Source organism: Lachnoclostridium sp. An14 (genome assembly GCF_002160755.1).
Taxonomy (GTDB): Bacteria; Bacillota; Clostridia; order Lachnospirales; family Lachnospiraceae; genus Lachnoclostridium_A.
Genome location: NZ_NFLE01000009.1, coordinates 13,647 through 31,293 on the forward strand (window position 1 = coordinate 13,647; position 17,647 = coordinate 31,293).

Consider the following 17,647-nt stretch of genomic DNA (forward strand, 5'->3'; position numbering starts at 1 on the left):
AGGGGGAACCCTCATCACATAAATGGAGGAAATTACAGTATGAAGAATAGAGGGCTGACGGTATTTGCCCTGGCCGCCGTAATGACCGTGGGCGCCGCCACCATCACCTCCCTTGCCGCGGAGGGGTGGAGCAAGCAGAACAATGTATGGGTTTACTATGATTCCCAGGGCTATCTGGTCCGGGACGAGTGGAAAAAGGGAGCGGACAACCAGTGGCGCTACTTAAACGGAGCCGGCGAGATGGCTATCAATGAATGGGTGGACGACACGTACTACGTAGACGGCGACGGCCTGATGATCGCCAATAAATGGCTGCGCATCGCCAGCGATGAGGACGAGGCGGTAAACGGCTATCTCTGGTACTACTTTAACAGCTCCGGAAAGGTGGAGACGGACGACTGGAAGAAGATCGACGGCTCCTGGTACTATTTTGACGACGACGGCGTGATGCAGACCGGCTGGGTGGACGACGACATCTACTACTGCGACGCCAATGGACGGATGCTCACCGGCTGGCAGAAACTCCTTCCTCCGGACGCGTCAGAGTATGACGACGGAAAGGTCCGTCCCGGCGACGAGGACGACGACGATCTGGTATGGTACTATTTCTCCGCCAACGGCAAGAAATACACCCCGGACGTGAGCGGCGACGAGTGCGACGTTCACAAGGTGGGGGACGACTACTACTGTTTTAACGCGGACGGAGAGATGCAGACCGGCTGGGTGAACATGAAGGGGGAGAACAATCTTCCCGACGGCATCGGGGATTTCCGCTATTTCGGCCCCGACGGCCGGGCGAGAAAGGGCTGGCTGGCCCTCTATCCGCCGGATTCCCTTTCCGGATATGACGGAGTGGTGGAATGGTTCTACTTCTCCAAGGACGGCGAGCCGGAAATCGGCCCCAAGGAAGGCGAGGCCACGACCTCCGACTTTGTAAAGATCGACGGACAGAATTACCTGTTTAACGATATGGGAAATCCCGTCTACGGCATCCAGAAGGTATACCTGGGCAGCAGCGGGGAGAATTACACCACCTACGCCTTTGGCACCAACCGGGGCGACTGCGTGATGACGAAGGGCCGCGTGAAACTGGAGGAGGCGGACGGCACCGTATCGGAGTTCTATTTCTCTGACAGCGGCCAGGGCTACTCCGGCGTGAAGAATGGCTACCTCTACTACCGTGGCAAGCTCCAGAAACTGGACAGCGGCATGAAGTACGACGTGGTTTCCATCCCCAGCGGGACGGACAAATACGAAAACTACGTGGTGTCCAGCAGCGGCAAGGTGATGCGTTCCACCACCGTGAAGAACGCCGACGGCATCAAATACAAGACCAACAGCAGCGGAATCCTCACGGAGATCGACGAGGAGACGGCAGGAAAAGGCCATTACGGGGATCCGGTAGAGCCGAATTACTACGACTGACCGGTATAAAGAGCAGATAAAAGCGGATATGGAACAGGGCGGCTGGAGACGGACGCCCTGTTCTTTCCTATTATATATGCCATGGGAAATGTTATAATACGCCATAGGAAACGCTGTCCCCTGCGACACATGAGCCTCCGGCGGATGCGCGTCCTCTGTGGAGGAAGACAGCTGCCGGCGCGCTCCTTCCATATTGTGGAACTGCACAGACAAACCCTGATAAATACAGGAAAAATCGTGAAAAAAGTGCTTGCAAATAAAAAAGAAATATGATACACTCATAACGCTGTGGCATGATAGCAATGAAGCGCGAGGTTGCCGCCGGAAAGAGGCGGGTTTTCCGTGGAGCGAATGTCAAGTTTAGAAACTGGCGACAAGTCACTGTACAAATTAAGATTTCTAAGTTCTGCAACATGGTAGCAGGCCATATGTGTGTAGTCCCTGCGACACACACGGAAACGTGTACAGTCACCGCTTGTCGTACTGCAAAAGTGCGAAAAGGAGGCGACTTTTTTTATGGCAAGTCAAGTAATGAGAATCACACTGAAGGCGTACGATCATCAGTTAGTAGATCAGTCCGCTGCAAAAATCATCGAGACGGTAAAGAAAACGGGATCCCAGGTGAGCGGACCGGTGCCGTTACCCACCAAGAAAGAGGTAGTTACCATCTTAAGAGCTACCCACAAGTACAAAGATTCCAGAGAGCAGTTCGAGCAGAGAACACACAAGAGACTGATCGACATCATTACCCCCAGCCAGAAGACGGTAGATGCACTGTCCAGACTGGAAATGCCGGCAGGCGTTTACATCAACATTAAGATGAAATAATAAAAGCCCCAGACGGCTGACATTTCATTTTAATCATAATTTTTAAGTAAGCAAGATCCTGAAGGGTTTAGATAGATTTCTGGACTGTTCTAGGATGAACGCGAGAGCGTTCCGCTGTAGAAAAAGACAGGAGGTCAAACAATGAAGAAAGCGATTTTAGCGACGAAAGTTGGAATGACACAGATCTTCAACGACGAAGGTGTGCTCGTTCCGGTAACGGTTCTTCAGGCTGGCCCGTGCGTAGTTACGCAGGTCAAGACCGAGGAGAACGATGGCTACAAAGCCGTACAGGTTGGCTTTGTTGACAAGAAAGAGAAACACGCCAACAAGCCCCAGAAGGGACATTTTGACAAGGCTGGCGTTTCTTACAAGAGATATGTAAGAGAGTTCAGATTTGAGAATGCTGAGGAGTACTCCGTAAAGGATGAGATCAAGGCAGACATCTTCGCAGCCGGCGATAAGATCGACGCGACCGCAATCTCCAAAGGTAAGGGATTCCAGGGCGCGATCAAGAGACACGGCCAGCACAGAGGACCGATGGCTCACGGCTCCAAGTTCCACCGCCATCAGGGTTCCAATGGTTCCGCAACCACTCCCGGCCGCGTATTCAAGGGCAAGGGAATGCCGGGTCACATGGGACATGAGAAGGTAACTGTTCAGAACCTTGCAGTGGTTAGAGTTGACGCTGAGAACAACCTGATCCTTGTAAAGGGCGCTGTGCCGGGACCGAAGAAGTGCTTAGTAACAATCAAAGAGACTGTAAAGTCCGGCAAGTAAGCTTTACAGGAAAGGAGGAACTTTAGTAATGGCAAACGTATCCGTTTTTAATATGGAAGGCAAAGAAGTTGGCACCATGGAGCTGAACGATGCGGTATTCGGTGTGGAAGTAAACGAGCACCTGGTACACATGGCGGTGGTTGCCCAGCTTGCAAATAAACGTCAGGGAACCCAGAAGGCAAAAACCCGTTCTGAGGTATCCGGCGGCGGCAGAAAACCGTGGAGACAGAAGGGAACCGGTCACGCTAGACAGGGATCCACGAGAGCTCCCCAGTGGACCGGCGGCGGCGTAGTATTCGCTCCCACCCCCAGAGATTACACCATCAGACTGAACAAGAAGGAAAAGAGACTGGCTCTTAAGTCCGCTCTGACCAGCCGGGTTCAGGAGAACAAGTTCATCGTCCTGGACGAGCTGAGCTTAAACGAGATCAAGACGAAGAACTTCGTGAACGTGATGAAGAACTTAAACGTAGCGAAGGCTCTGGTAGTTCTTGGCGAGAACAACGAGAACGTAGTGAAGTCCGCGAAAAATGTTGCTGACGTAAAGACCGCTCTCGTAAACACCATCAACGTATATGACATCTTAAAATATAACACAGTAGTAGCCACCAAGGCCGCTGTTGCAGCAATCGAGGAGGTGTACGCATAATGGCAAATGTACAGTACTTTGACGTAATCCTCAAACCGGTAGTTACCGAGAAAAGCATGAACGCCATGTCCGAGAAGAAATACACATTCCTGGTTCATCCGGAAGCAAACAAGTCCATGATCAAAGAGGCTGTTGAGAAGATGTTCCCCGGTACGAAGGTAGCATCCGTAAACACCATGAACATGGATGGGAAGACCAAGAGGAGAGGAATGACCTTCGGCAAGACCGCGAAGACCAAGAAGGCCATCGTAAAGCTGACTGAGGACAGCAAGGACATCGAGATCTTCCAGGGCCTGTAATCCCAGAGGAATTGTGGCCCCACTATACGGCATCTTGAGCCGTGACGAATAAACAAGAAACGGCCAGGCGGCGCAGAACCGCAGGGCATGAAAGGAGACAACAATGGGAATCAAAACATATAACCCATATACACCTTCCAGAAGGCATATGACCGGTTCCGATTTCAGCGAGATCACCAAGACGGTTCCGGAGAAATCCCTGCTCACTTCCTTAAAGAAGAACGCAGGACGCAACAACCAGGGTAAGATCACTGTGAGACACCACGGCGGCGGCTCCAGAAGAAAATACAGAATCATTGATTTCAAGAGAAATAAAAAGGACGGCATTCCGGCTACCGTAATCGGAATTGAGTACGATCCGAACAGAACGGCTAACATCGCTCTGATCTGCTACGCAGACGGCGAGAAAGCATATATCCTTGCTCCGGCAGGTTTAACTGTAGGCATGAAGGTTATGAGCGGCGCGACCGCAGAGGCGAAGGTAGGAAACTGCTTACCGCTGTCTGAGATTCCGGTAGGTGCTCAGGTTCATAACATCGAGCTGTATCCGGGCCGCGGCGGCCAGCTGGTTCGTTCCGCCGGAAACGCTGCTCAGTTAATGGCAAAAGAGGGCAAGTACGCAACCTTAAGACTTCCTTCAGGCGAGATGAGAATGGTTCCGATCATCTGCCGCGCGACCATCGGTGTGGTAGGAAACGGCGAGCACAACCTGATCAACATCGGTAAAGCTGGTAGAAAGCGTCACATGGGCATCAGACCTACGGTTCGCGGTTCCGTTATGAACCCGAATGATCACCCGCACGGTGGTGGTGAGGGTAAGACCGGTATCGGACGTCCGGGTCCCTGCACACCTTGGGGCAAGCCCGCTCTTGGCTTAAAGACCAGAAAGAAAAACAAGCAGTCTAACAAGCTGATCGTGAGAAGACGCGACGGAAAGACCATTAAATAATTGAAGGAGGCTTAAAGCTATGGCACGTTCATTAAAAAAAGGACCATTTGCAGACGCGCACTTACTGAAAAAAGTGGACGCTATGAACGAGGCAGGACAGAAGCAGGTTATTAAGACCTGGTCCCGCCGCTCCACGATTTTCCCGCAGATGGTTGGACATACAATCGCAGTTCATGACGGCAGAAAGCACGTTCCGGTATATGTGACCGAAGATATGGTAGGACACAAGCTGGGCGAGTTCGTTGCCACCAGAACCTACAGAGGCCACGGAAAAGACGAGAAGAAGTCCGGACGTAAGTAATAAAGACACTTTGAAAGGAGGTTTTTAACAATGGCTAAAGGACATAGAGCCCAGATTAAGAGAGAAAGAAACGCACAGAAAGATACCAGACCCAGCGCCAAGTTATCTTACGCCAGAGTGTCTGTTCAGAAAGCGTGCTTTGTATTAGATGCCATCAGAGGCAAAGATGTGCAGACCGCACTTGGTATTGTAACCTACAATCCCAGATATGCTTCTACTTTGATTAAGAAATTATTGGAGTCAGCAATCGCGAACGCTGAGAACAATAATAACATGAGCGCCGAGAACCTGTACGTAGAGGAGTGCTACGCGAACAAGGGACCGACCATGAAGAGAGTGAAACCCAGAGCACAGGGCAGAGCTTACAGGATCGAAAAGAGAATGAGCCACATCACAATCGTGCTTAATGAGAGATAGGAGGCAATTATGGGACAGAAAGTGAATCCACACGGCCTTAGAGTCGGTGTTATTAAAGACTGGGACTCCAAGTGGTATGCTGAGGCTGACTTCGCAGACTGCTTAGTTGAGGACTATAACATCAGAACATTCCTGAAGAAGAAACTGTACGGCGCCGGCATCTCCAAGATTGAGATCGAGCGCGCATCCGATAGAGTAAGAGTGATCATCTACACCGCAAAGCCGGGCGTTGTTATCGGTAAGGGCGGCGCAGAGATCGAGAAACTGAAGGTAGAGGTTCAGAAGCTTACGGACAAGAAGCTGTTCATCGACATCAGAGAGGTGAAAAGACCGGACCGTGACGCTCAGCTGGTTGCAGAGTCCATCGCTCAGCAGCTGGAGAACCGTGTTTCCTTCCGCCGTGCTATGAAGTCCACCATGTCCAGATCCATGAAGGCTGGCGTGAAGGGCATCAAGACCGCTGTTGCAGGCCGTCTGGGCGGAGCTGATATTGCCCGTACGGAGTTCTACAGCGAGGGAACCATCCCGCTGCAGACGTTAAGAGCTGATATTGACTATGGTTTCGCCGAGGCCAAGACGACCTACGGAAAGTTAGGCGTTAAGGTTTGGATCTACAAGGGCGAGGTTCTTCCTACTAAAGGAAACAAGGAAGGGAGCGATAAATAATGTTAATGCCTAAGAGAGTAAAGCGCCGCAAACAGTTCCGTGGTTCCATGGCAGGAAAGGCGCTTAGAGGAAATAAGATTTCTAACGGTGAGTTCGGTCTGGTGGCTATGGAGCCGTGCTGGATCAGATCCAATCAGATCGAGGCAGCCCGTATTGCCATGACCCGTTACATCAAGCGTGGCGGTAAAGTTTGGATTAAGATTTTCCCGGATAAGCCTGTGACTGCAAAGCCGGCTGAGACCCGAATGGGATCCGGAAAGGGCGCTCTGGAGTACTGGGTAGCAGTTGTAAAGCCGGGCCGTGTAATGTTTGAGATTGCCGGCGTTCCGGAGGAGACTGCTCGCGAGGCTCTGCGTCTTGCTATGCACAAGTTACCCTGCAAATGTAAGATTGTTTCTAAAGCAGATTTAGAAGGCGGTGATAACAGTGAAAATTAATAAGTATGTAGAAGGTTTAAAGGCAAAATCAGCTGCAGAGTTGAACGAAGAATTAGTAGCTGCTAAGAAAGAGCTTTTCAATTTAAGATTCCAGAACGCTACCAATCAGTTAGATAACACCAGCAGAATCAAAGAGGTTCGCAAGAACATCGCCCGCATCCAGACTGTTATCACTGAGAAATCCAAGTTAGCGTAGGACTTCTTCAGAACAGAACATTTGAAAGGAGATAACTACCGTGGAGAGAAATTTAAGAAAAGTGCGTACTGGCAAGGTAGTGAGCAACAAGATGGACAAAACCATCGTAGTAGCTATCGAGAACCATGTGAAGCACCCGGTAATCGGAAAGATCGTTAAGAAAACTTATAAATTAAAGGCGCACGACGAGAAGAACGAGTGCGGCATCGGTGATACCGTAAGAGTAATGGAGACAAGACCGCTGTCCAAGGACAAGAGATGGAGACTTGTTGAGATTATCGAGAAGGCAAGATAATTTAGTCCAGGAAGGAGTATAGGCATGATTCAGCAGGAAACCAGACTTAAGGTTGCCGACAATACCGGTGCGAAAGAGCTTCTTTGCATTCGTGTAATGGGCGGTTCTACCAGAAGATATGCTAATATTGGTGATATAATCGTTGCTTCCGTTAAAGATGCAACACCAGGCGGTGTTGTAAAGAAGGGCGATGTTGTAAAGGCTGTAGTGGTTCGTACGGTTAAGGGCGCTCGCCGTAAAGACGGCTCCTACATCAAGTTTGATGAGAACGCCGCGGTGATTATCAAGGACGATAAGACTCCCAGAGGAACCCGTATCTTTGGGCCGGTAGCCAGAGAGTTAAGAGAGAAACAGTTCATGAAGATTGTTTCCCTGGCTCCGGAAGTACTGTAAGGAGGTACCCACTGTGCATAAAATTAAGAGAGACGATTTAGTCAAAGTAATCGCAGGTAAGGATAAAGATAAGCAGGGCAAGGTTCTTCACGTAGACACGAAGAACAACAAGGTCCTGGTTGAGGGCTGCAACATGGTTACGAAACACGCGAAGCCCAGCGCAGGAAATCCCCAGGGTGGAATCACCCACAAGGAAGCTCCGATCGATATTTCCAACGTAATGCTGGTTGTGGACGGCAAGGCTACCAGAGTCGGCTTTGAGGTTAAGGACGGCAAGAAGGTGCGCGTAGCCAAGGCTACCGGCAAGGTGATTGACTAATTACAGAGAGGAGGAACAGAAAGTTGGCTAGATTAAAAGAAATGTATCAGAGCGAAATCGTAGACGCTATGATTAAGAAATTCGGTTATAAGAACATCATGGAAGTGCCGAAGTTAGACAAGATCGTCATCAACATGGGTGTTGGCGAGGCGAAAGACAACGCGAAGGTCCTGGACTCTGCTGTAAGAGATTTGGAGATCATCTCCGGACAGAAGGCCGTTGTTACGAAGGCTAAGAAGTCCGTTGCGAACTTCAAGATCAGAGAGGGTATGGCCATCGGCTGTAAGGTAACTCTCCGCGGCGAGAGAATGTATGAGTTCGCTGATCGTCTGATCAACCTGGCTCTCCCCCGCGTGCGTGACTTCCGCGGCGTAAACCCGAACGCGTTCGACGGCAGAGGTAACTATGCCCTTGGTATCAAAGAGCAGTTAATCTTCCCGGAGATTGAATACGATAAAGTTGACAAGGTAAGAGGTATGGACGTGATCTTCGTTACCACGGCTAAGACCGATGAGGAAGCTCGTGAACTTTTGAAATTATTCAATATGCCATTTGCTAAATAATAGGAGGATGTATCAATGGCTAAGACTTCAATGAAAATCAAACAGCAGCGCGATCCGAAATTCTCCACCAGAGAGTACAACCGCTGCAGAATTTGTGGCCGTCCCCACGCTTATTTAAGAAAATACGGAATTTGCAGAATTTGCTTCCGTGAGTTAGCATACAAGGGCCAGATCCCCGGAGTTAAGAAGGCAAGCTGGTAAGCATTGGACACCTGGCAGGCGGTTTTCGCCGGGCCCGGTGTACGAAATGATGATGAGAGAGTATAAGGAGGCAAATCAAAATGACCATGAGCGATCCGATTGCAGATATGCTTACAAGAATCCGTAATGCGAACACTGCAAAACATGATACAGTAGATGTACCTTCTTCCAAGATGAAGCTGGCGATTGCCGACATCCTGGTAAATGAGGGCTACATTGAGAAATATGACATTGTGGAAGATGGCGCGTTCAAGACGATCCGTATCGCATTAAAGTACGGCAAGGACAAGAACGAGAGAATCATCACCGGCATCAAGAGAATTTCCAAGCCCGGTCTGCGTGTATACGCAAACAGCGAGGATATGCCGAAGGTTCTGGGCGGACTGGGAATCGCTATCGTTTCCACCAACCAGGGCGTTATCACCGATAAAGAGGCCAGAAAGCTTGGCGTAGGCGGAGAGGTTCTGGCATTCGTTTGGTAATCTCAATCACGAAACACTCGGATGAGTGGAAGGATTGTTTACAAAAATAACAGAAACTGAAAACAGAAAGGGCGCCAACGCCCTTTCCGAAAATCTAAGTAGGAGGTAAATGGCATCATGTCACGTATCGGAAGAATGCCAATCGCGATCCCGGCCGGAGTGACCGTAACGATCGCAGACGACAACAAGGTGACTGTAAAAGGTCCGAAGGGAACACTTGAAAGAGTATTACCTGCAGAGATGACGATCAAAGAGGAAGATGGTCATATCGTGGTGACGAGACCGAACGATTTAAAGAAGATGAAATCCTTACATGGTCTTACGAGAACACTGATCGCTAATATGATCCACGGCGTAACTGAGGGCTATGAGAAGGTTCTGGAAGTAAACGGTGTTGGTTACAGAGCTGCTAAGCAGGGCAAGAAGCTGGTTCTGAACCTGGGTTACTCCCATCCCGTAGAGATGGAGGATCCGGAGGGCATCGAGACCGTTCTGGACGGACAGAACAAGATTACCGTTAAGGGCATCAGCAAAGAGAAGGTTGGCCAGTACGCTGCTGAGATCAGAGACAAGAGAAGACCTGAGCCGTACAAGGGCAAGGGAATCAAGTACGCTGATGAAGTGATCAGACGCAAAGTTGGTAAAACTGGTAAGAAATAAGTAAGGAGAGTGTAAAAATGGTTAGCAAGAAATCAAGAAGCGAAGTTCGCGTTAAAAAGCACGCCAGATTACGGAATCGTTTTGCAGGTACTGCAGAGAGACCGCGTTTAGCCGTGTTCAGAAGCAATAATCATATGTATGCTCAAATTATTGACGACACAGTTGGAAATACCTTAGTAGCTGCTTCTACCACCGAGAAGGCCGTGAAAGCAGAGTTAGAGCACACCGACAACGTAGAGGCTGCCGCTTACGTAGGCACCCTGGTTGCAAAGAGAGCTCTGGAGAAGGGAATCAACACCGTTGTCTTTGATAGAGGCGGATTCATTTATCATGGTAAGGTCAAAGCTTTAGCAGAGGCTGCTAGAGAAGCTGGACTGGAATTCTAGTAGAGAGGAGAACGCACAGCATGAAACGTACAATCATTGATGCAAGTCAGTTAGAGTTAAACGACAAAGTTGTTGCCATCAAGCGCGTATCTAAGACTGTTAAGGGCGGACGTACCATGAGATTCTCTGCTTTAGTAGTTGTAGGCGATGGCAATGGACACGTAGGCGCCGGCCTTGGCAAGGCAGCCGAGGTTCCGGAGGCAATCCGCAAGGGCAAAGAGGCAGCGACGAAGAATCTGATCGAGATCCCGATGGATGAGAACAACAGCGTACCCCACGACTTTATCGGAAAGTTCGGCAGCGCCAACGTGCTGCTTAAGAGAGCTCCGGAAGGTACCGGTATCATCGCAGGCGGCCCGGCCCGTAACGTGCTGGAGCTGGCTGGAATCAAGAACATCCGTACCAAGTCCCTTGGCTCCAATAACAAGACCAACGTAGTTCTGGCTACCCTTCAGGGCCTGACTCAGATGAAGACCCCGGAGGAGGTTGCGAGACTTCGCGGCAAATCTGTAGAAGAAATCTTAGGCTAAGGAGGAGAATAAAAATGGCAGAGAAGTTAAAAATCACATTAGTAAAGTCTCCGATTGGCGCAGTTCCGAAGCAGAGAGCAACCGTTGAGGCTCTTGGTCTCAAGAAACTTCACAAGACGGTTGAGATGCCCGACAACAGTGCTGTCAGAGGTATGATCCAGAGTGTGAGACACCTGGTAAAAGTAGAAGAAGTTTAATCATAGAGCAAGGAGGTGCCAGGGATGGATTTATCCAATTTAAGACCTGCAGAAGGGTCCAAGCACAGCGATAATTTCAGAAGAGGACGTGGACACGGCTCAGGCAACGGCAAGACGGCCGGCAAGGGACACAAGGGCCAGAAGGCTCGTTCCGGAGCTCCCAGACCCGGTTTCGAGGGCGGCCAGATGCCTTTATACAGACGTCTTCCCAAGAGAGGCTTTACCAATAGAAACACAAAGACGATCGTAGGTATCAACGTAGGCGCTTTAGAGAGATTTGACAACGAGGCAGTGGTAACCGTTGAGACTCTCATTGAGTGCGGCATCGTGAAGAATCCGCGCGACGGCGTGAAGATTCTTGGAAACGGCGAGCTGACCAAGAAGCTCAACGTGAAGGCCAACGCTTTCAGCGAAGGAGCAAAGGAGAAGATTGAGGCTTTAGGTGGAACCTGCGAGGTGATCTAATATGTTGACAACACTCAGGAATGCGTTTAAGATCCCGGATCTGCGGAAGAAACTGCTGTACACCGCCATGATGCTGGTGGTCATCCGTTTCGGCTCTCTCCTTCCCATTCCGGGTGTGGATAAGGCATTTATCCAGGACTGGTTCGCCAGGCTGGCTAATACCGGAGACGCATTTAACTTCCTCGACGCGCTGACGGGCGGTTCCTTTACGAATATGTCCCTGTTCGCGCTGAGCATTACCCCGTACATCACATCTTCCATCATTATGCAGCTGCTCACCATAGCGATTCCAAAGCTGGAGGAGATGCAGAAGGATGGAGAGGATGGGAGAAAGAAGATTGCAGAATACACCAGATACGTGACCGTAGCCCTGGCGCTGATTCAATCCAGTGCCATGGCCATCGGTTTCGGCCGCCAGGGCCTTCTGACTACGTACAATTTCTGGAGTGTGATCGTCGTGATTTCCGCCATGACCGCAGGCAGCGCGCTGTTAATGTGGATTGGTGAGCGGATCACTCAGAACGGTATCGGAAACGGTATTTCCATCGTTCTTCTGATCAACATCATTTCCAGTCTGCCTGGAGATGTGACGACCCTGTACACCATGTTCGTCGCCTCAGCCAGCAATATCGGCATTGCCCTGGTGATCGCCATCATCATCATTGCGGTCATCATTGGCGTGGTGGTATTTGTTGTGGTCCTCCAGGACGGAGAGAGAAGGATTCCGGTACAGTATTCCAAGAAAATGCAGGGACGCCGGATGGTGGGAGGCCAGTCCACTCACATCCCGTTAAAGGTCAATACCGCAGGCGTGATCCCGGTCATTTTCGCATCTTCCATTATGTCCTTCCCGGTGGTGATCGCACAGCTACTCGGCGTGCAGGCCACAGGGATCGGCGGACACATTCTGGCAGTGTTAAACTCCTCCAACTGGTTTGTTCCGGCCCGTCCGGTATATTCCATCGGAGTGGTCATCTATGTGGCGCTGATCGTTGTATTTGCCTATTTCTACACTTCCATCACCTTCAACCCGCTGGAAGTGGCGAATAATATGAAGAAAGCCGGAGGGTTTATTCCTGGCATCCGTCCCGGAAAGCCCACATCCGACTATCTGAACCAGATTCTGAACTACCTTGTGTTTATCGGGGCTGTTGGGCTGATCCTGATCTGCCTGCTCCCGATCATCGTGTCCGGCCTTACGGGCATCGGACATTTATCCTTCGGCGGAACGTCCATCATTATTATCGTGTCCGTAACGCTGGAGACCATCAAGGCTATTGAGTCTCAGATGCTGGTGCGCAATTACAAGGGATTCTTGAATGACTGACAGACTTGAGGAAACACGCACACTACGCGTGTTTCTTCTGGTATAAAGGAAACTAAAGGAAATACCAAAAAAGGGGGTATAAGCAATGAAAATTATCATGTTGGGAGCTCCAGGAGCAGGAAAAGGGACTCAGGCCAAGAGGATTGCCGCCAAATACGGCATTCCCCACATTTCCACGGGGGACATTTTCCGTGCCAATATCAAGGGGGGCACGGAGCTGGGAATGAAGGCCAAGGAGTACATGGATCAGGGCAAGCTGGTGCCGGATGAGATCACCATCGGGATGCTGCTTGACCGGATCCATGAGGCTGACTGTGAGAAGGGTTATGTGCTGGACGGTTTCCCGAGGACCATTCCTCAGGCTGAGAGCCTGACAAAGGCTTTAGGCGACATGGGAGAGGCCATCGACTACGCGGTGAATGTGGACGTTCCCGATTCCGCCATCGTATCCAGAATGGGCGGCAGACGGGCCTGCGTAAACTGCGGCGCCACCTATCACATCGAGTTCAATCCTCCGAAACAGGAGGGCGTATGTGACGCCTGCGGCGACAAGCTGATCTTAAGGGACGACGACAAGCCGGAGACCGTACAGAACAGACTGGCTGTTTACCACGAGCAGACGCAGCCGCTGATTGATTATTACAAGAAGGCGGGTGTGCTGGCCGAGGTGGACGGAACCCAGGACATGGACAAGGTATTTGACGACATCGTAGCTATTTTAGGAGCTTAAGGAATGGCAGTGACGATTAAATCGGAACGAGAAATTGAGCTCATGAGGAAGGCGGGGGAAATCCTCGCCCGTACTCATGAGGAGCTGGCGGCGGCGATCCGTCCGGGCATGACCACCATGGACATTGACCGGCTTGGGGAGAAGATCATCCGTGGATTCGGGTGCATTCCTTCCTTCAAGAATTACAACGGCTATCCCGCCTCCATCTGCGTGTCCGTGAACGACGAGGTGGTTCACGGCATTCCTAACAAAAGGCGGCATCTGGAGGAGGGCGACATCGTCAGCCTGGATGCGGGAGTGATTTACAAGGGCTATCACTCCGACGCGGCCCGGACCCACGCCGTGGGGACGGTCAGCCCGGAGGCGGAAAAGCTCATGGAAGTCACGAGACAGTGCTTTTTTGAAGGGATTAAATTTGCAAAAGCTGGCAATCATCTAAATGATATTTCCTCCGCTATCCAGGCGTACGCGGAGAAATTCGGCTATGGGGTGGTGCGGGACCTGGTAGGCCACGGCATCGGCACCCATCTCCACGAGGATCCGGAGGTGCCGAATTTCGCCCAGAAGCGAAAGGGCATCCGGCTGGAGCCGGGCATGACCCTGGCCATCGAGCCCATGATCAACGCGGGACGCCCCGACGTGATCTGGATGGATGACGACTGGACAGTAAAAACGGAGGACGGCTCTCTTTCCGCCCACTATGAGAACACCGTTCTCATCACCGAGGGCGAGCCGGAAATCCTGTCTCTCCGTCTGTAGGTGAGCACTATGGAGTACAGAGTGGGAGATCTGGCCAGATCCCTGGCCGGGCATGACAGAGGAAATCACTTTATCATATTGGCAGAGGCCGGAGAATATGTTATTCTGGCGGATGGAACATCACGAACCCTGGAAAAGCCAAAGAGAAAGAACAAGAAGCATATCCAGGTTATCCGCCGCGCCGGCGCCATGCCCGCCACGGATGAGGCCGTAAGGCTCATCATCAGGGCTTACGAGAGAGAAAATCATCTTAAATAGGAGGAAATCGGATGTCTAAGGCAGATGTAATTGAAATTGAGGGAACGGTTGTGGAGAAACTCCCCAACGCCATGTTCCAGGTAGAGCTGGAGAACGGCCATCAGGTGTTAGCTCATATCAGCGGAAAGCTGCGCATGAACTACATCAGAATCCTTCCCGGCGACCGTGTCACCATCGAGTTATCCCCGTATGATCTTTCCAAGGGCAGGATCATCTGGAGAGACAAATAAGAACCGGCGCGCACAGGCGCCGGAGAACCCCCGCGGGAAGGGAATCGGGAAAAGCCCGGGAAAATCTGAAAAAACCGCTTGCATTATGGGAAAATTAGTGCTATAATGCTCTAGCGACTTTGTTGAGATACTGGGTGAAGTTTGCCCAAATGGAAATAGATTCCATGGGGTATACCTGAGGATCCGGCTTGTCCGGAGGTTCTGAGGAAAGGAGAATTGCTGTGAAGGTTAGAGCATCAGTAAAACCGATTTGCGAAAAATGCAAAATCATCAAGCGTAAAGGCAGTATCAGAGTAATCTGTGAAAACCCGAAGCACAAACAAAGACAAGGCTAATTTATTAATGGAGGTGTACTACACAAATGGCTCGTATTTCAGGTGTTGATTTACCAAGGGAAAAACGTGTTGAGATCGGCTTGACTTACATCTACGGCATTGGCCGTGCAAGTGCAAACCGTATTCTTGCAGAGGCTGGCGTAAATCCGGATACCCGCGTCAAGGATCTGACTGACGACGAGGTAAAGAAGATTTCAGCTGTAATCGCTGAGACTCAGGTGGTTGAGGGTGATCTTCGTAGAGAGATCGCTATGAACATCAAGAGACTTCAGGAGATCGGCTGCTATCGCGGAATCCGTCACAGAAGAAGTCTTCCGGTTCGTGGTCAGAAGACCAAGACCAACGCAAGAACCCGCAAAGGTCCGAGAAAGACTGTAGCAAATAAGAAGAAATAATCGAAAGTAACAAGCAGTAAATGAATCACGTTGTATGTTTTAAAAACAGGAAACTGGGTTCAAGTATTCAAGAAAGTAGGTTAGTTTAAAATGGCTAAAAAAGTGTCCACTGCAAAGAAAGTGACCAAAAAGCGTGTAAAGAAAAACGTTGAACGCGGACAGGCGCACATCCAGTCATCCTTCAATAACACCATCGTTACTTTGACGGATACGCAGGGTAATGCCTTATCTTGGGCAAGTGCGGGCGGTCTGGGATTTAGAGGTTCAAGGAAATCTACTCCATATGCAGCTCAGATGGCGGCAGAAACTGCTACTAAGGCAGCTCTTGTACATGGTTTGAAATCCGTTGACGTTATGGTAAAGGGACCGGGTTCCGGTCGTGAGGCAGCAATCCGCGCTCTGCAGGCTTGCGGATTAGAGGTAACCAGCATTAAGGACGTAACCCCCGTGCCGCATAACGGATGTCGTCCGCCGAAACGTAGAAGAGTCTAATTAGGAGGAAATAAAATGGCAGTTGATAGAGTTCCTGTTCTTAAAAGATGCAGATCCCTTGGACTTGATCCGATCTATTTAGGAATTGACAAGAAATCAAACAGAGAATTAAAGAGAGCTAACAGAAAAGTAAGCGAGTATGGCCTTCAGTTAAGAGAGAAGCAGAAAGCAAAATTCATCTACGGCGTTCTGGAAAAGCCCTTCCGTAACTACTACAAGAAGGCTTGCCGCATGAGCGGACAGAGCGGTGAGAACCTGATGATCCTTTTAGAGTGCAGACTGGACAACGTACTGTTCCGTCTTGGCTTTGGCCGCACCAGAAAAGAGACCAGACAGATCGTAGATCACAAGCACGTGCTGGTAAACGGCAAGTGCGTGAACATCCCGTCCTACCAGGTAAAACCGGGCGATGTGATCGAGATCAAAGAGAAGTACAAATCCTGCCAGAGATACAAAGATGTCCTGGAGGTAACCGCCGGCAGAATGGTTCCGGCATGGCTTGAGGCTGATCAGGAGAACCTTCGCGCGACTGTGAAGGAGTACCCGACCAGAGACGAGATTGATGTTCCGGTAAACGAAGTGCTTATCGTCGAGTTGTATTCTAAATAATAGCGGGACAACCATCCTGGCCGCCATCTGGCGGTCCGGATGGACCCTTGCGAAGAAAACCCTCGATATAATTCCCAGAAGGAGGGGCTAAATAGTGTTCGATTTTGAAAAACCAAACATTGAGATTGCGGAAATCTCAGAAGACAAGAGATACGGCAAGTTTGTGGTGGAACCTCTGGAGAGAGGCTATGGCACCACGTTGGGAAACTCTTTAAGAAGAATCATGCTTTCCTCTTTACCCGGTGCCGCAGTCAGCCAAGTGAAAATCGACGGCGTTTTGCACGAGTTCAGTTCCATTCCCGGCGTCAAGGAGGATGTAACTGAGATTATCATGAACATCAAGAGCTTAGCGATCAAGAACCACAGTGAGAGCAATGACCCGAAGGTCGCTTACATTGAGTTCGAGGGCGAGGGCGTGATCACCGCGGCCGACATCCAGGCGGATGCCGACATCGAGATCATGAATCCGGACCAGGTGATCGCTACTTTAAGCGGCGGCGCAGACAGCAAGTTCTACATGGAGCTTACCATCACCAAGGGCCGCGGCTACGTAAGTGCCGACAAAAACAAGAAGGAGGATCTCCCCATCGGCGTGATCGCTGTGGATTCCATCTACACCCCTGTAGAGAGAGTGAACCTTTCTGTTGAAAATACGCGTGTTGGTCAGATTACGGACTATGACAAGCTGACATTGGACGTATACACCAACGGCACCATTGATCCCGACGAGGCGGTGAGCCTGGCCGCGAAGGTGCTCAGCGAGCACTTGAACCTTTTCATTGACCTTTCCGAGAACGCCAAGACCGCGGAGGTTATGGTGGAGAAGGAGGACAACGAGAAGGAGAAAGTTCTGGAAATGAACATCGACGAGCTGGAGTTATCCGTTCGTTCCTACAACTGTTTAAAGCGCGCCGGAATCAACACCGTGGAGGAGCTGTGCAACAGAACTCCGGAGGATATGATGAAGGTCCGCAACCTTGGCCGCAAGTCCTTAGAGGAAGTGCTGGCGAAGTTAAAAGAGCTGGGACTGCAGCTGAACCCGAGCGAGGAGCAGTAAGCGGTTTCCGCCGGAAACTA

The 17,647-nt window shown here is 50.5% G+C and carries 32 protein-coding genes; all 32 read left to right on the forward strand.

Annotated elements, in window-relative coordinates:
- Nucleotides 1-39: 39 nt before the first annotated feature.
- Entirely contained in the window at nt 40-1,425 is a 1,386-nt protein-coding gene (locus B5E84_RS06700) for a PspC-like choline-binding domain-containing protein (protein ID WP_087221079.1), read from the forward strand.
- Between the two features lie 516 nt (nt 1,426-1,941).
- Nucleotides 1,942-2,253 (forward strand): 30S ribosomal protein S10, encoded by a 312-nt coding sequence (gene rpsJ, locus B5E84_RS06705; RefSeq protein WP_087221082.1) that lies wholly within the window; start codon nt 1,942-1,944, stop codon nt 2,251-2,253.
- 141 nt (nt 2,254-2,394) lie between these two features.
- Nucleotides 2,395-3,030 carry a 50S ribosomal protein L3 gene (gene rplC / locus B5E84_RS06710; RefSeq protein ID WP_087221085.1) on the forward strand — a complete coding sequence of 212 codons (636 nt, stop codon included), beginning with the start codon at nt 2,395-2,397 and terminating at the stop codon, nt 3,028-3,030.
- Nucleotides 3,031-3,058: 28 nt separating this feature from the next.
- Nucleotides 3,059-3,679 carry a 50S ribosomal protein L4 gene (gene rplD, locus B5E84_RS06715; RefSeq protein ID WP_087221088.1) on the forward strand — a complete coding sequence of 207 codons (621 nt, stop codon included), beginning with the start codon at nt 3,059-3,061 and terminating at the stop codon, nt 3,677-3,679.
- A complete protein-coding gene (gene rplW, locus B5E84_RS06720) occupies nt 3,679-3,978 on the forward strand; it encodes a 50S ribosomal protein L23 (protein ID WP_087221091.1) in 300 nt (99 codons plus the stop codon). The genes rplD and rplW overlap by 1 nt, the downstream gene beginning before the upstream one ends.
- A 103-nt stretch (nt 3,979-4,081) precedes the next feature.
- Nucleotides 4,082-4,927, forward strand: a complete 846-nt coding sequence (rplB, locus tag B5E84_RS06725; protein ID WP_087221094.1) for a 50S ribosomal protein L2 — start codon at nt 4,082-4,084, stop codon at nt 4,925-4,927.
- 19 nt (nt 4,928-4,946) lie between these two features.
- Nucleotides 4,947-5,228 (forward strand): 30S ribosomal protein S19, encoded by a 282-nt coding sequence (gene rpsS, locus B5E84_RS06730; RefSeq protein WP_087221097.1) that lies wholly within the window; start codon nt 4,947-4,949, stop codon nt 5,226-5,228.
- A gap of 30 nt (nt 5,229-5,258) precedes the next feature.
- Complete coding sequence (rplV, locus tag B5E84_RS06735) at nt 5,259-5,645, forward strand: 50S ribosomal protein L22 (protein ID WP_087221100.1); 387 nt, start codon at nt 5,259-5,261, stop codon at nt 5,643-5,645.
- A gap of 9 nt (nt 5,646-5,654) precedes the next feature.
- Nucleotides 5,655-6,311 carry a 30S ribosomal protein S3 gene (rpsC, locus tag B5E84_RS06740; RefSeq protein ID WP_087221103.1) on the forward strand — a complete coding sequence of 219 codons (657 nt, stop codon included), beginning with the start codon at nt 5,655-5,657 and terminating at the stop codon, nt 6,309-6,311.
- A complete protein-coding gene (gene rplP / locus B5E84_RS06745; RefSeq protein ID WP_087221106.1) occupies nt 6,311-6,748 on the forward strand; it encodes a 50S ribosomal protein L16 in 438 nt (145 codons plus the stop codon). The genes rpsC and rplP overlap by 1 nt, the downstream gene beginning before the upstream one ends.
- Nucleotides 6,738-6,944 (forward strand): 50S ribosomal protein L29, encoded by a 207-nt coding sequence (gene rpmC / locus B5E84_RS06750; protein ID WP_087221109.1) that lies wholly within the window; start codon nt 6,738-6,740, stop codon nt 6,942-6,944. Before rplP ends, rpmC begins: the two co-directional genes overlap by 11 nt.
- 40 nt (nt 6,945-6,984) lie before the next feature.
- On the forward strand, nt 6,985-7,239 hold the full coding sequence (rpsQ, locus tag B5E84_RS06755; RefSeq protein ID WP_087221112.1) for a 30S ribosomal protein S17: 255 nt from the start codon (nt 6,985-6,987) through the stop codon (nt 7,237-7,239).
- 24 nt (nt 7,240-7,263) lie between these two features.
- On the forward strand, nt 7,264-7,632 hold the full coding sequence (gene rplN, locus B5E84_RS06760; protein ID WP_087221116.1) for a 50S ribosomal protein L14: 369 nt from the start codon (nt 7,264-7,266) through the stop codon (nt 7,630-7,632).
- Between the two features lie 13 nt (nt 7,633-7,645).
- Entirely contained in the window at nt 7,646-7,951 is a 306-nt protein-coding gene (gene rplX / locus B5E84_RS06765) for a 50S ribosomal protein L24 (protein WP_087221119.1), read from the forward strand.
- Nucleotides 7,952-7,974: 23 nt separating this feature from the next.
- Entirely contained in the window at nt 7,975-8,514 is a 540-nt protein-coding gene (rplE, locus tag B5E84_RS06770) for a 50S ribosomal protein L5 (RefSeq protein WP_087221122.1), read from the forward strand.
- A gap of 15 nt (nt 8,515-8,529) precedes the next feature.
- On the forward strand, nt 8,530-8,715 hold the full coding sequence (locus B5E84_RS06775; RefSeq protein WP_087221126.1) for a type Z 30S ribosomal protein S14: 186 nt from the start codon (nt 8,530-8,532) through the stop codon (nt 8,713-8,715).
- A gap of 80 nt (nt 8,716-8,795) precedes the next feature.
- Nucleotides 8,796-9,197, forward strand: a complete 402-nt coding sequence (gene rpsH / locus B5E84_RS06780; protein ID WP_087221129.1) for a 30S ribosomal protein S8 — start codon at nt 8,796-8,798, stop codon at nt 9,195-9,197.
- A 117-nt stretch (nt 9,198-9,314) separates the two neighbouring features.
- On the forward strand, nt 9,315-9,857 hold the full coding sequence (gene rplF / locus B5E84_RS06785; RefSeq protein ID WP_087221132.1) for a 50S ribosomal protein L6: 543 nt from the start codon (nt 9,315-9,317) through the stop codon (nt 9,855-9,857).
- Between the two features lie 17 nt (nt 9,858-9,874).
- Nucleotides 9,875-10,243 (forward strand): 50S ribosomal protein L18, encoded by a 369-nt coding sequence (gene rplR, locus B5E84_RS06790; RefSeq protein WP_087221135.1) that lies wholly within the window; start codon nt 9,875-9,877, stop codon nt 10,241-10,243.
- A gap of 20 nt (nt 10,244-10,263) precedes the next feature.
- Nucleotides 10,264-10,773 (forward strand): 30S ribosomal protein S5, encoded by a 510-nt coding sequence (rpsE, locus tag B5E84_RS06795; RefSeq protein WP_087221138.1) that lies wholly within the window; start codon nt 10,264-10,266, stop codon nt 10,771-10,773.
- Nucleotides 10,774-10,787: 14 nt separating this feature from the next.
- Nucleotides 10,788-10,970, forward strand: coding sequence for a 50S ribosomal protein L30 (gene rpmD / locus B5E84_RS06800; protein ID WP_087221141.1), 183 nt, complete (start codon nt 10,788-10,790; stop codon nt 10,968-10,970).
- 24 nt (nt 10,971-10,994) lie between these two features.
- The gene (gene rplO / locus B5E84_RS06805; protein ID WP_087221144.1) at nt 10,995-11,435 is read left to right on the forward strand and encodes a 50S ribosomal protein L15; all 441 of its coding nucleotides are present in this window, start codon (nt 10,995-10,997) and stop codon (nt 11,433-11,435) included.
- Between the two features lies 1 nt (nt 11,436).
- Complete coding sequence (gene secY / locus B5E84_RS06810; RefSeq protein ID WP_087221147.1) at nt 11,437-12,762, forward strand: preprotein translocase subunit SecY; 1,326 nt, start codon at nt 11,437-11,439, stop codon at nt 12,760-12,762.
- Between the two features lie 85 nt (nt 12,763-12,847).
- Nucleotides 12,848-13,492: an adenylate kinase gene (locus B5E84_RS06815; protein ID WP_087221150.1), complete on the forward strand. Its 645-nt coding sequence runs from the start codon at nt 12,848-12,850 to the stop codon at nt 13,490-13,492.
- 3 nt (nt 13,493-13,495) lie between these two features.
- Nucleotides 13,496-14,251: a type I methionyl aminopeptidase gene (map, locus tag B5E84_RS06820; RefSeq protein ID WP_087221153.1), complete on the forward strand. Its 756-nt coding sequence runs from the start codon at nt 13,496-13,498 to the stop codon at nt 14,249-14,251.
- Between the two features lie 9 nt (nt 14,252-14,260).
- Entirely contained in the window at nt 14,261-14,509 is a 249-nt protein-coding gene (locus B5E84_RS06825) for a KOW domain-containing RNA-binding protein (protein WP_087221156.1), read from the forward strand.
- An 11-nt stretch (nt 14,510-14,520) separates the two neighbouring features.
- Complete coding sequence (gene infA, locus B5E84_RS06830; RefSeq protein WP_087221159.1) at nt 14,521-14,739, forward strand: translation initiation factor IF-1; 219 nt, start codon at nt 14,521-14,523, stop codon at nt 14,737-14,739.
- Nucleotides 14,740-14,960: 221 nt separating this feature from the next.
- Nucleotides 14,961-15,074 carry a 50S ribosomal protein L36 gene (rpmJ, locus tag B5E84_RS06835; RefSeq protein ID WP_087221160.1) on the forward strand — a complete coding sequence of 38 codons (114 nt, stop codon included), beginning with the start codon at nt 14,961-14,963 and terminating at the stop codon, nt 15,072-15,074.
- Nucleotides 15,075-15,100: 26 nt separating this feature from the next.
- Nucleotides 15,101-15,469 carry a 30S ribosomal protein S13 gene (gene rpsM, locus B5E84_RS06840; RefSeq protein ID WP_087221163.1) on the forward strand — a complete coding sequence of 123 codons (369 nt, stop codon included), beginning with the start codon at nt 15,101-15,103 and terminating at the stop codon, nt 15,467-15,469.
- Between the two features lie 90 nt (nt 15,470-15,559).
- Nucleotides 15,560-15,961, forward strand: coding sequence for a 30S ribosomal protein S11 (gene rpsK, locus B5E84_RS06845; protein ID WP_087221165.1), 402 nt, complete (start codon nt 15,560-15,562; stop codon nt 15,959-15,961).
- Nucleotides 15,962-15,976: 15 nt separating this feature from the next.
- A complete protein-coding gene (rpsD, locus tag B5E84_RS06850) occupies nt 15,977-16,570 on the forward strand; it encodes a 30S ribosomal protein S4 (protein WP_087221167.1) in 594 nt (197 codons plus the stop codon).
- Nucleotides 16,571-16,664: 94 nt separating this feature from the next.
- Nucleotides 16,665-17,627, forward strand: coding sequence for a DNA-directed RNA polymerase subunit alpha (locus B5E84_RS06855; protein ID WP_087221169.1), 963 nt, complete (start codon nt 16,665-16,667; stop codon nt 17,625-17,627).
- Nucleotides 17,628-17,647 lie beyond the last annotated feature (20 nt).

What these genes read in the sequence shown, in the direction of transcription:
- B5E84_RS06700 (WP_087221079.1), top strand. Translation starts at nt 40, where the DNA reads ATGAAGAATAGAGGGCTGACGGTATTTGCCCTGGCCGCCGTAATGACC.
- rpsJ (WP_087221082.1), top strand. Translation starts at nt 1,942, where the DNA reads ATGGCAAGTCAAGTAATGAGAATCACACTGAAGGCGTACGATCATCAG.
- rplC (WP_087221085.1), top strand. Translation starts at nt 2,395, where the DNA reads ATGAAGAAAGCGATTTTAGCGACGAAAGTTGGAATGACACAGATCTTC.
- rplD (WP_087221088.1), top strand. Translation starts at nt 3,059, where the DNA reads ATGGCAAACGTATCCGTTTTTAATATGGAAGGCAAAGAAGTTGGCACC.
- rplW (WP_087221091.1), top strand. Translation starts at nt 3,679, where the DNA reads ATGGCAAATGTACAGTACTTTGACGTAATCCTCAAACCGGTAGTTACC.
- rplB (WP_087221094.1), top strand. Translation starts at nt 4,082, where the DNA reads ATGGGAATCAAAACATATAACCCATATACACCTTCCAGAAGGCATATG.
- rpsS (WP_087221097.1), top strand. Translation starts at nt 4,947, where the DNA reads ATGGCACGTTCATTAAAAAAAGGACCATTTGCAGACGCGCACTTACTG.
- rplV (WP_087221100.1), top strand. Translation starts at nt 5,259, where the DNA reads ATGGCTAAAGGACATAGAGCCCAGATTAAGAGAGAAAGAAACGCACAG.
- rpsC (WP_087221103.1), top strand. Translation starts at nt 5,655, where the DNA reads ATGGGACAGAAAGTGAATCCACACGGCCTTAGAGTCGGTGTTATTAAA.
- rplP (WP_087221106.1), top strand. Translation starts at nt 6,311, where the DNA reads ATGTTAATGCCTAAGAGAGTAAAGCGCCGCAAACAGTTCCGTGGTTCC.
- rplN (WP_087221116.1), top strand. Translation starts at nt 7,264, where the DNA reads ATGATTCAGCAGGAAACCAGACTTAAGGTTGCCGACAATACCGGTGCG.
- B5E84_RS06775 (WP_087221126.1), top strand. Translation starts at nt 8,530, where the DNA reads ATGGCTAAGACTTCAATGAAAATCAAACAGCAGCGCGATCCGAAATTC.
- rpsH (WP_087221129.1), top strand. Translation starts at nt 8,796, where the DNA reads ATGACCATGAGCGATCCGATTGCAGATATGCTTACAAGAATCCGTAAT.
- rplF (WP_087221132.1), top strand. Translation starts at nt 9,315, where the DNA reads ATGTCACGTATCGGAAGAATGCCAATCGCGATCCCGGCCGGAGTGACC.
- rplR (WP_087221135.1), top strand. Translation starts at nt 9,875, where the DNA reads ATGGTTAGCAAGAAATCAAGAAGCGAAGTTCGCGTTAAAAAGCACGCC.
- rpsE (WP_087221138.1), top strand. Translation starts at nt 10,264, where the DNA reads ATGAAACGTACAATCATTGATGCAAGTCAGTTAGAGTTAAACGACAAA.
- rpmD (WP_087221141.1), top strand. Translation starts at nt 10,788, where the DNA reads ATGGCAGAGAAGTTAAAAATCACATTAGTAAAGTCTCCGATTGGCGCA.
- rplO (WP_087221144.1), top strand. Translation starts at nt 10,995, where the DNA reads ATGGATTTATCCAATTTAAGACCTGCAGAAGGGTCCAAGCACAGCGAT.
- secY (WP_087221147.1), top strand. Translation starts at nt 11,437, where the DNA reads ATGTTGACAACACTCAGGAATGCGTTTAAGATCCCGGATCTGCGGAAG.
- B5E84_RS06815 (WP_087221150.1), top strand. Translation starts at nt 12,848, where the DNA reads ATGAAAATTATCATGTTGGGAGCTCCAGGAGCAGGAAAAGGGACTCAG.
- map (WP_087221153.1), top strand. Translation starts at nt 13,496, where the DNA reads ATGGCAGTGACGATTAAATCGGAACGAGAAATTGAGCTCATGAGGAAG.
- B5E84_RS06825 (WP_087221156.1), top strand. Translation starts at nt 14,261, where the DNA reads ATGGAGTACAGAGTGGGAGATCTGGCCAGATCCCTGGCCGGGCATGAC.
- infA (WP_087221159.1), top strand. Translation starts at nt 14,521, where the DNA reads ATGTCTAAGGCAGATGTAATTGAAATTGAGGGAACGGTTGTGGAGAAA.
- rpsM (WP_087221163.1), top strand. Translation starts at nt 15,101, where the DNA reads ATGGCTCGTATTTCAGGTGTTGATTTACCAAGGGAAAAACGTGTTGAG.
- rpsK (WP_087221165.1), top strand. Translation starts at nt 15,560, where the DNA reads ATGGCTAAAAAAGTGTCCACTGCAAAGAAAGTGACCAAAAAGCGTGTA.
- rpsD (WP_087221167.1), top strand. Translation starts at nt 15,977, where the DNA reads ATGGCAGTTGATAGAGTTCCTGTTCTTAAAAGATGCAGATCCCTTGGA.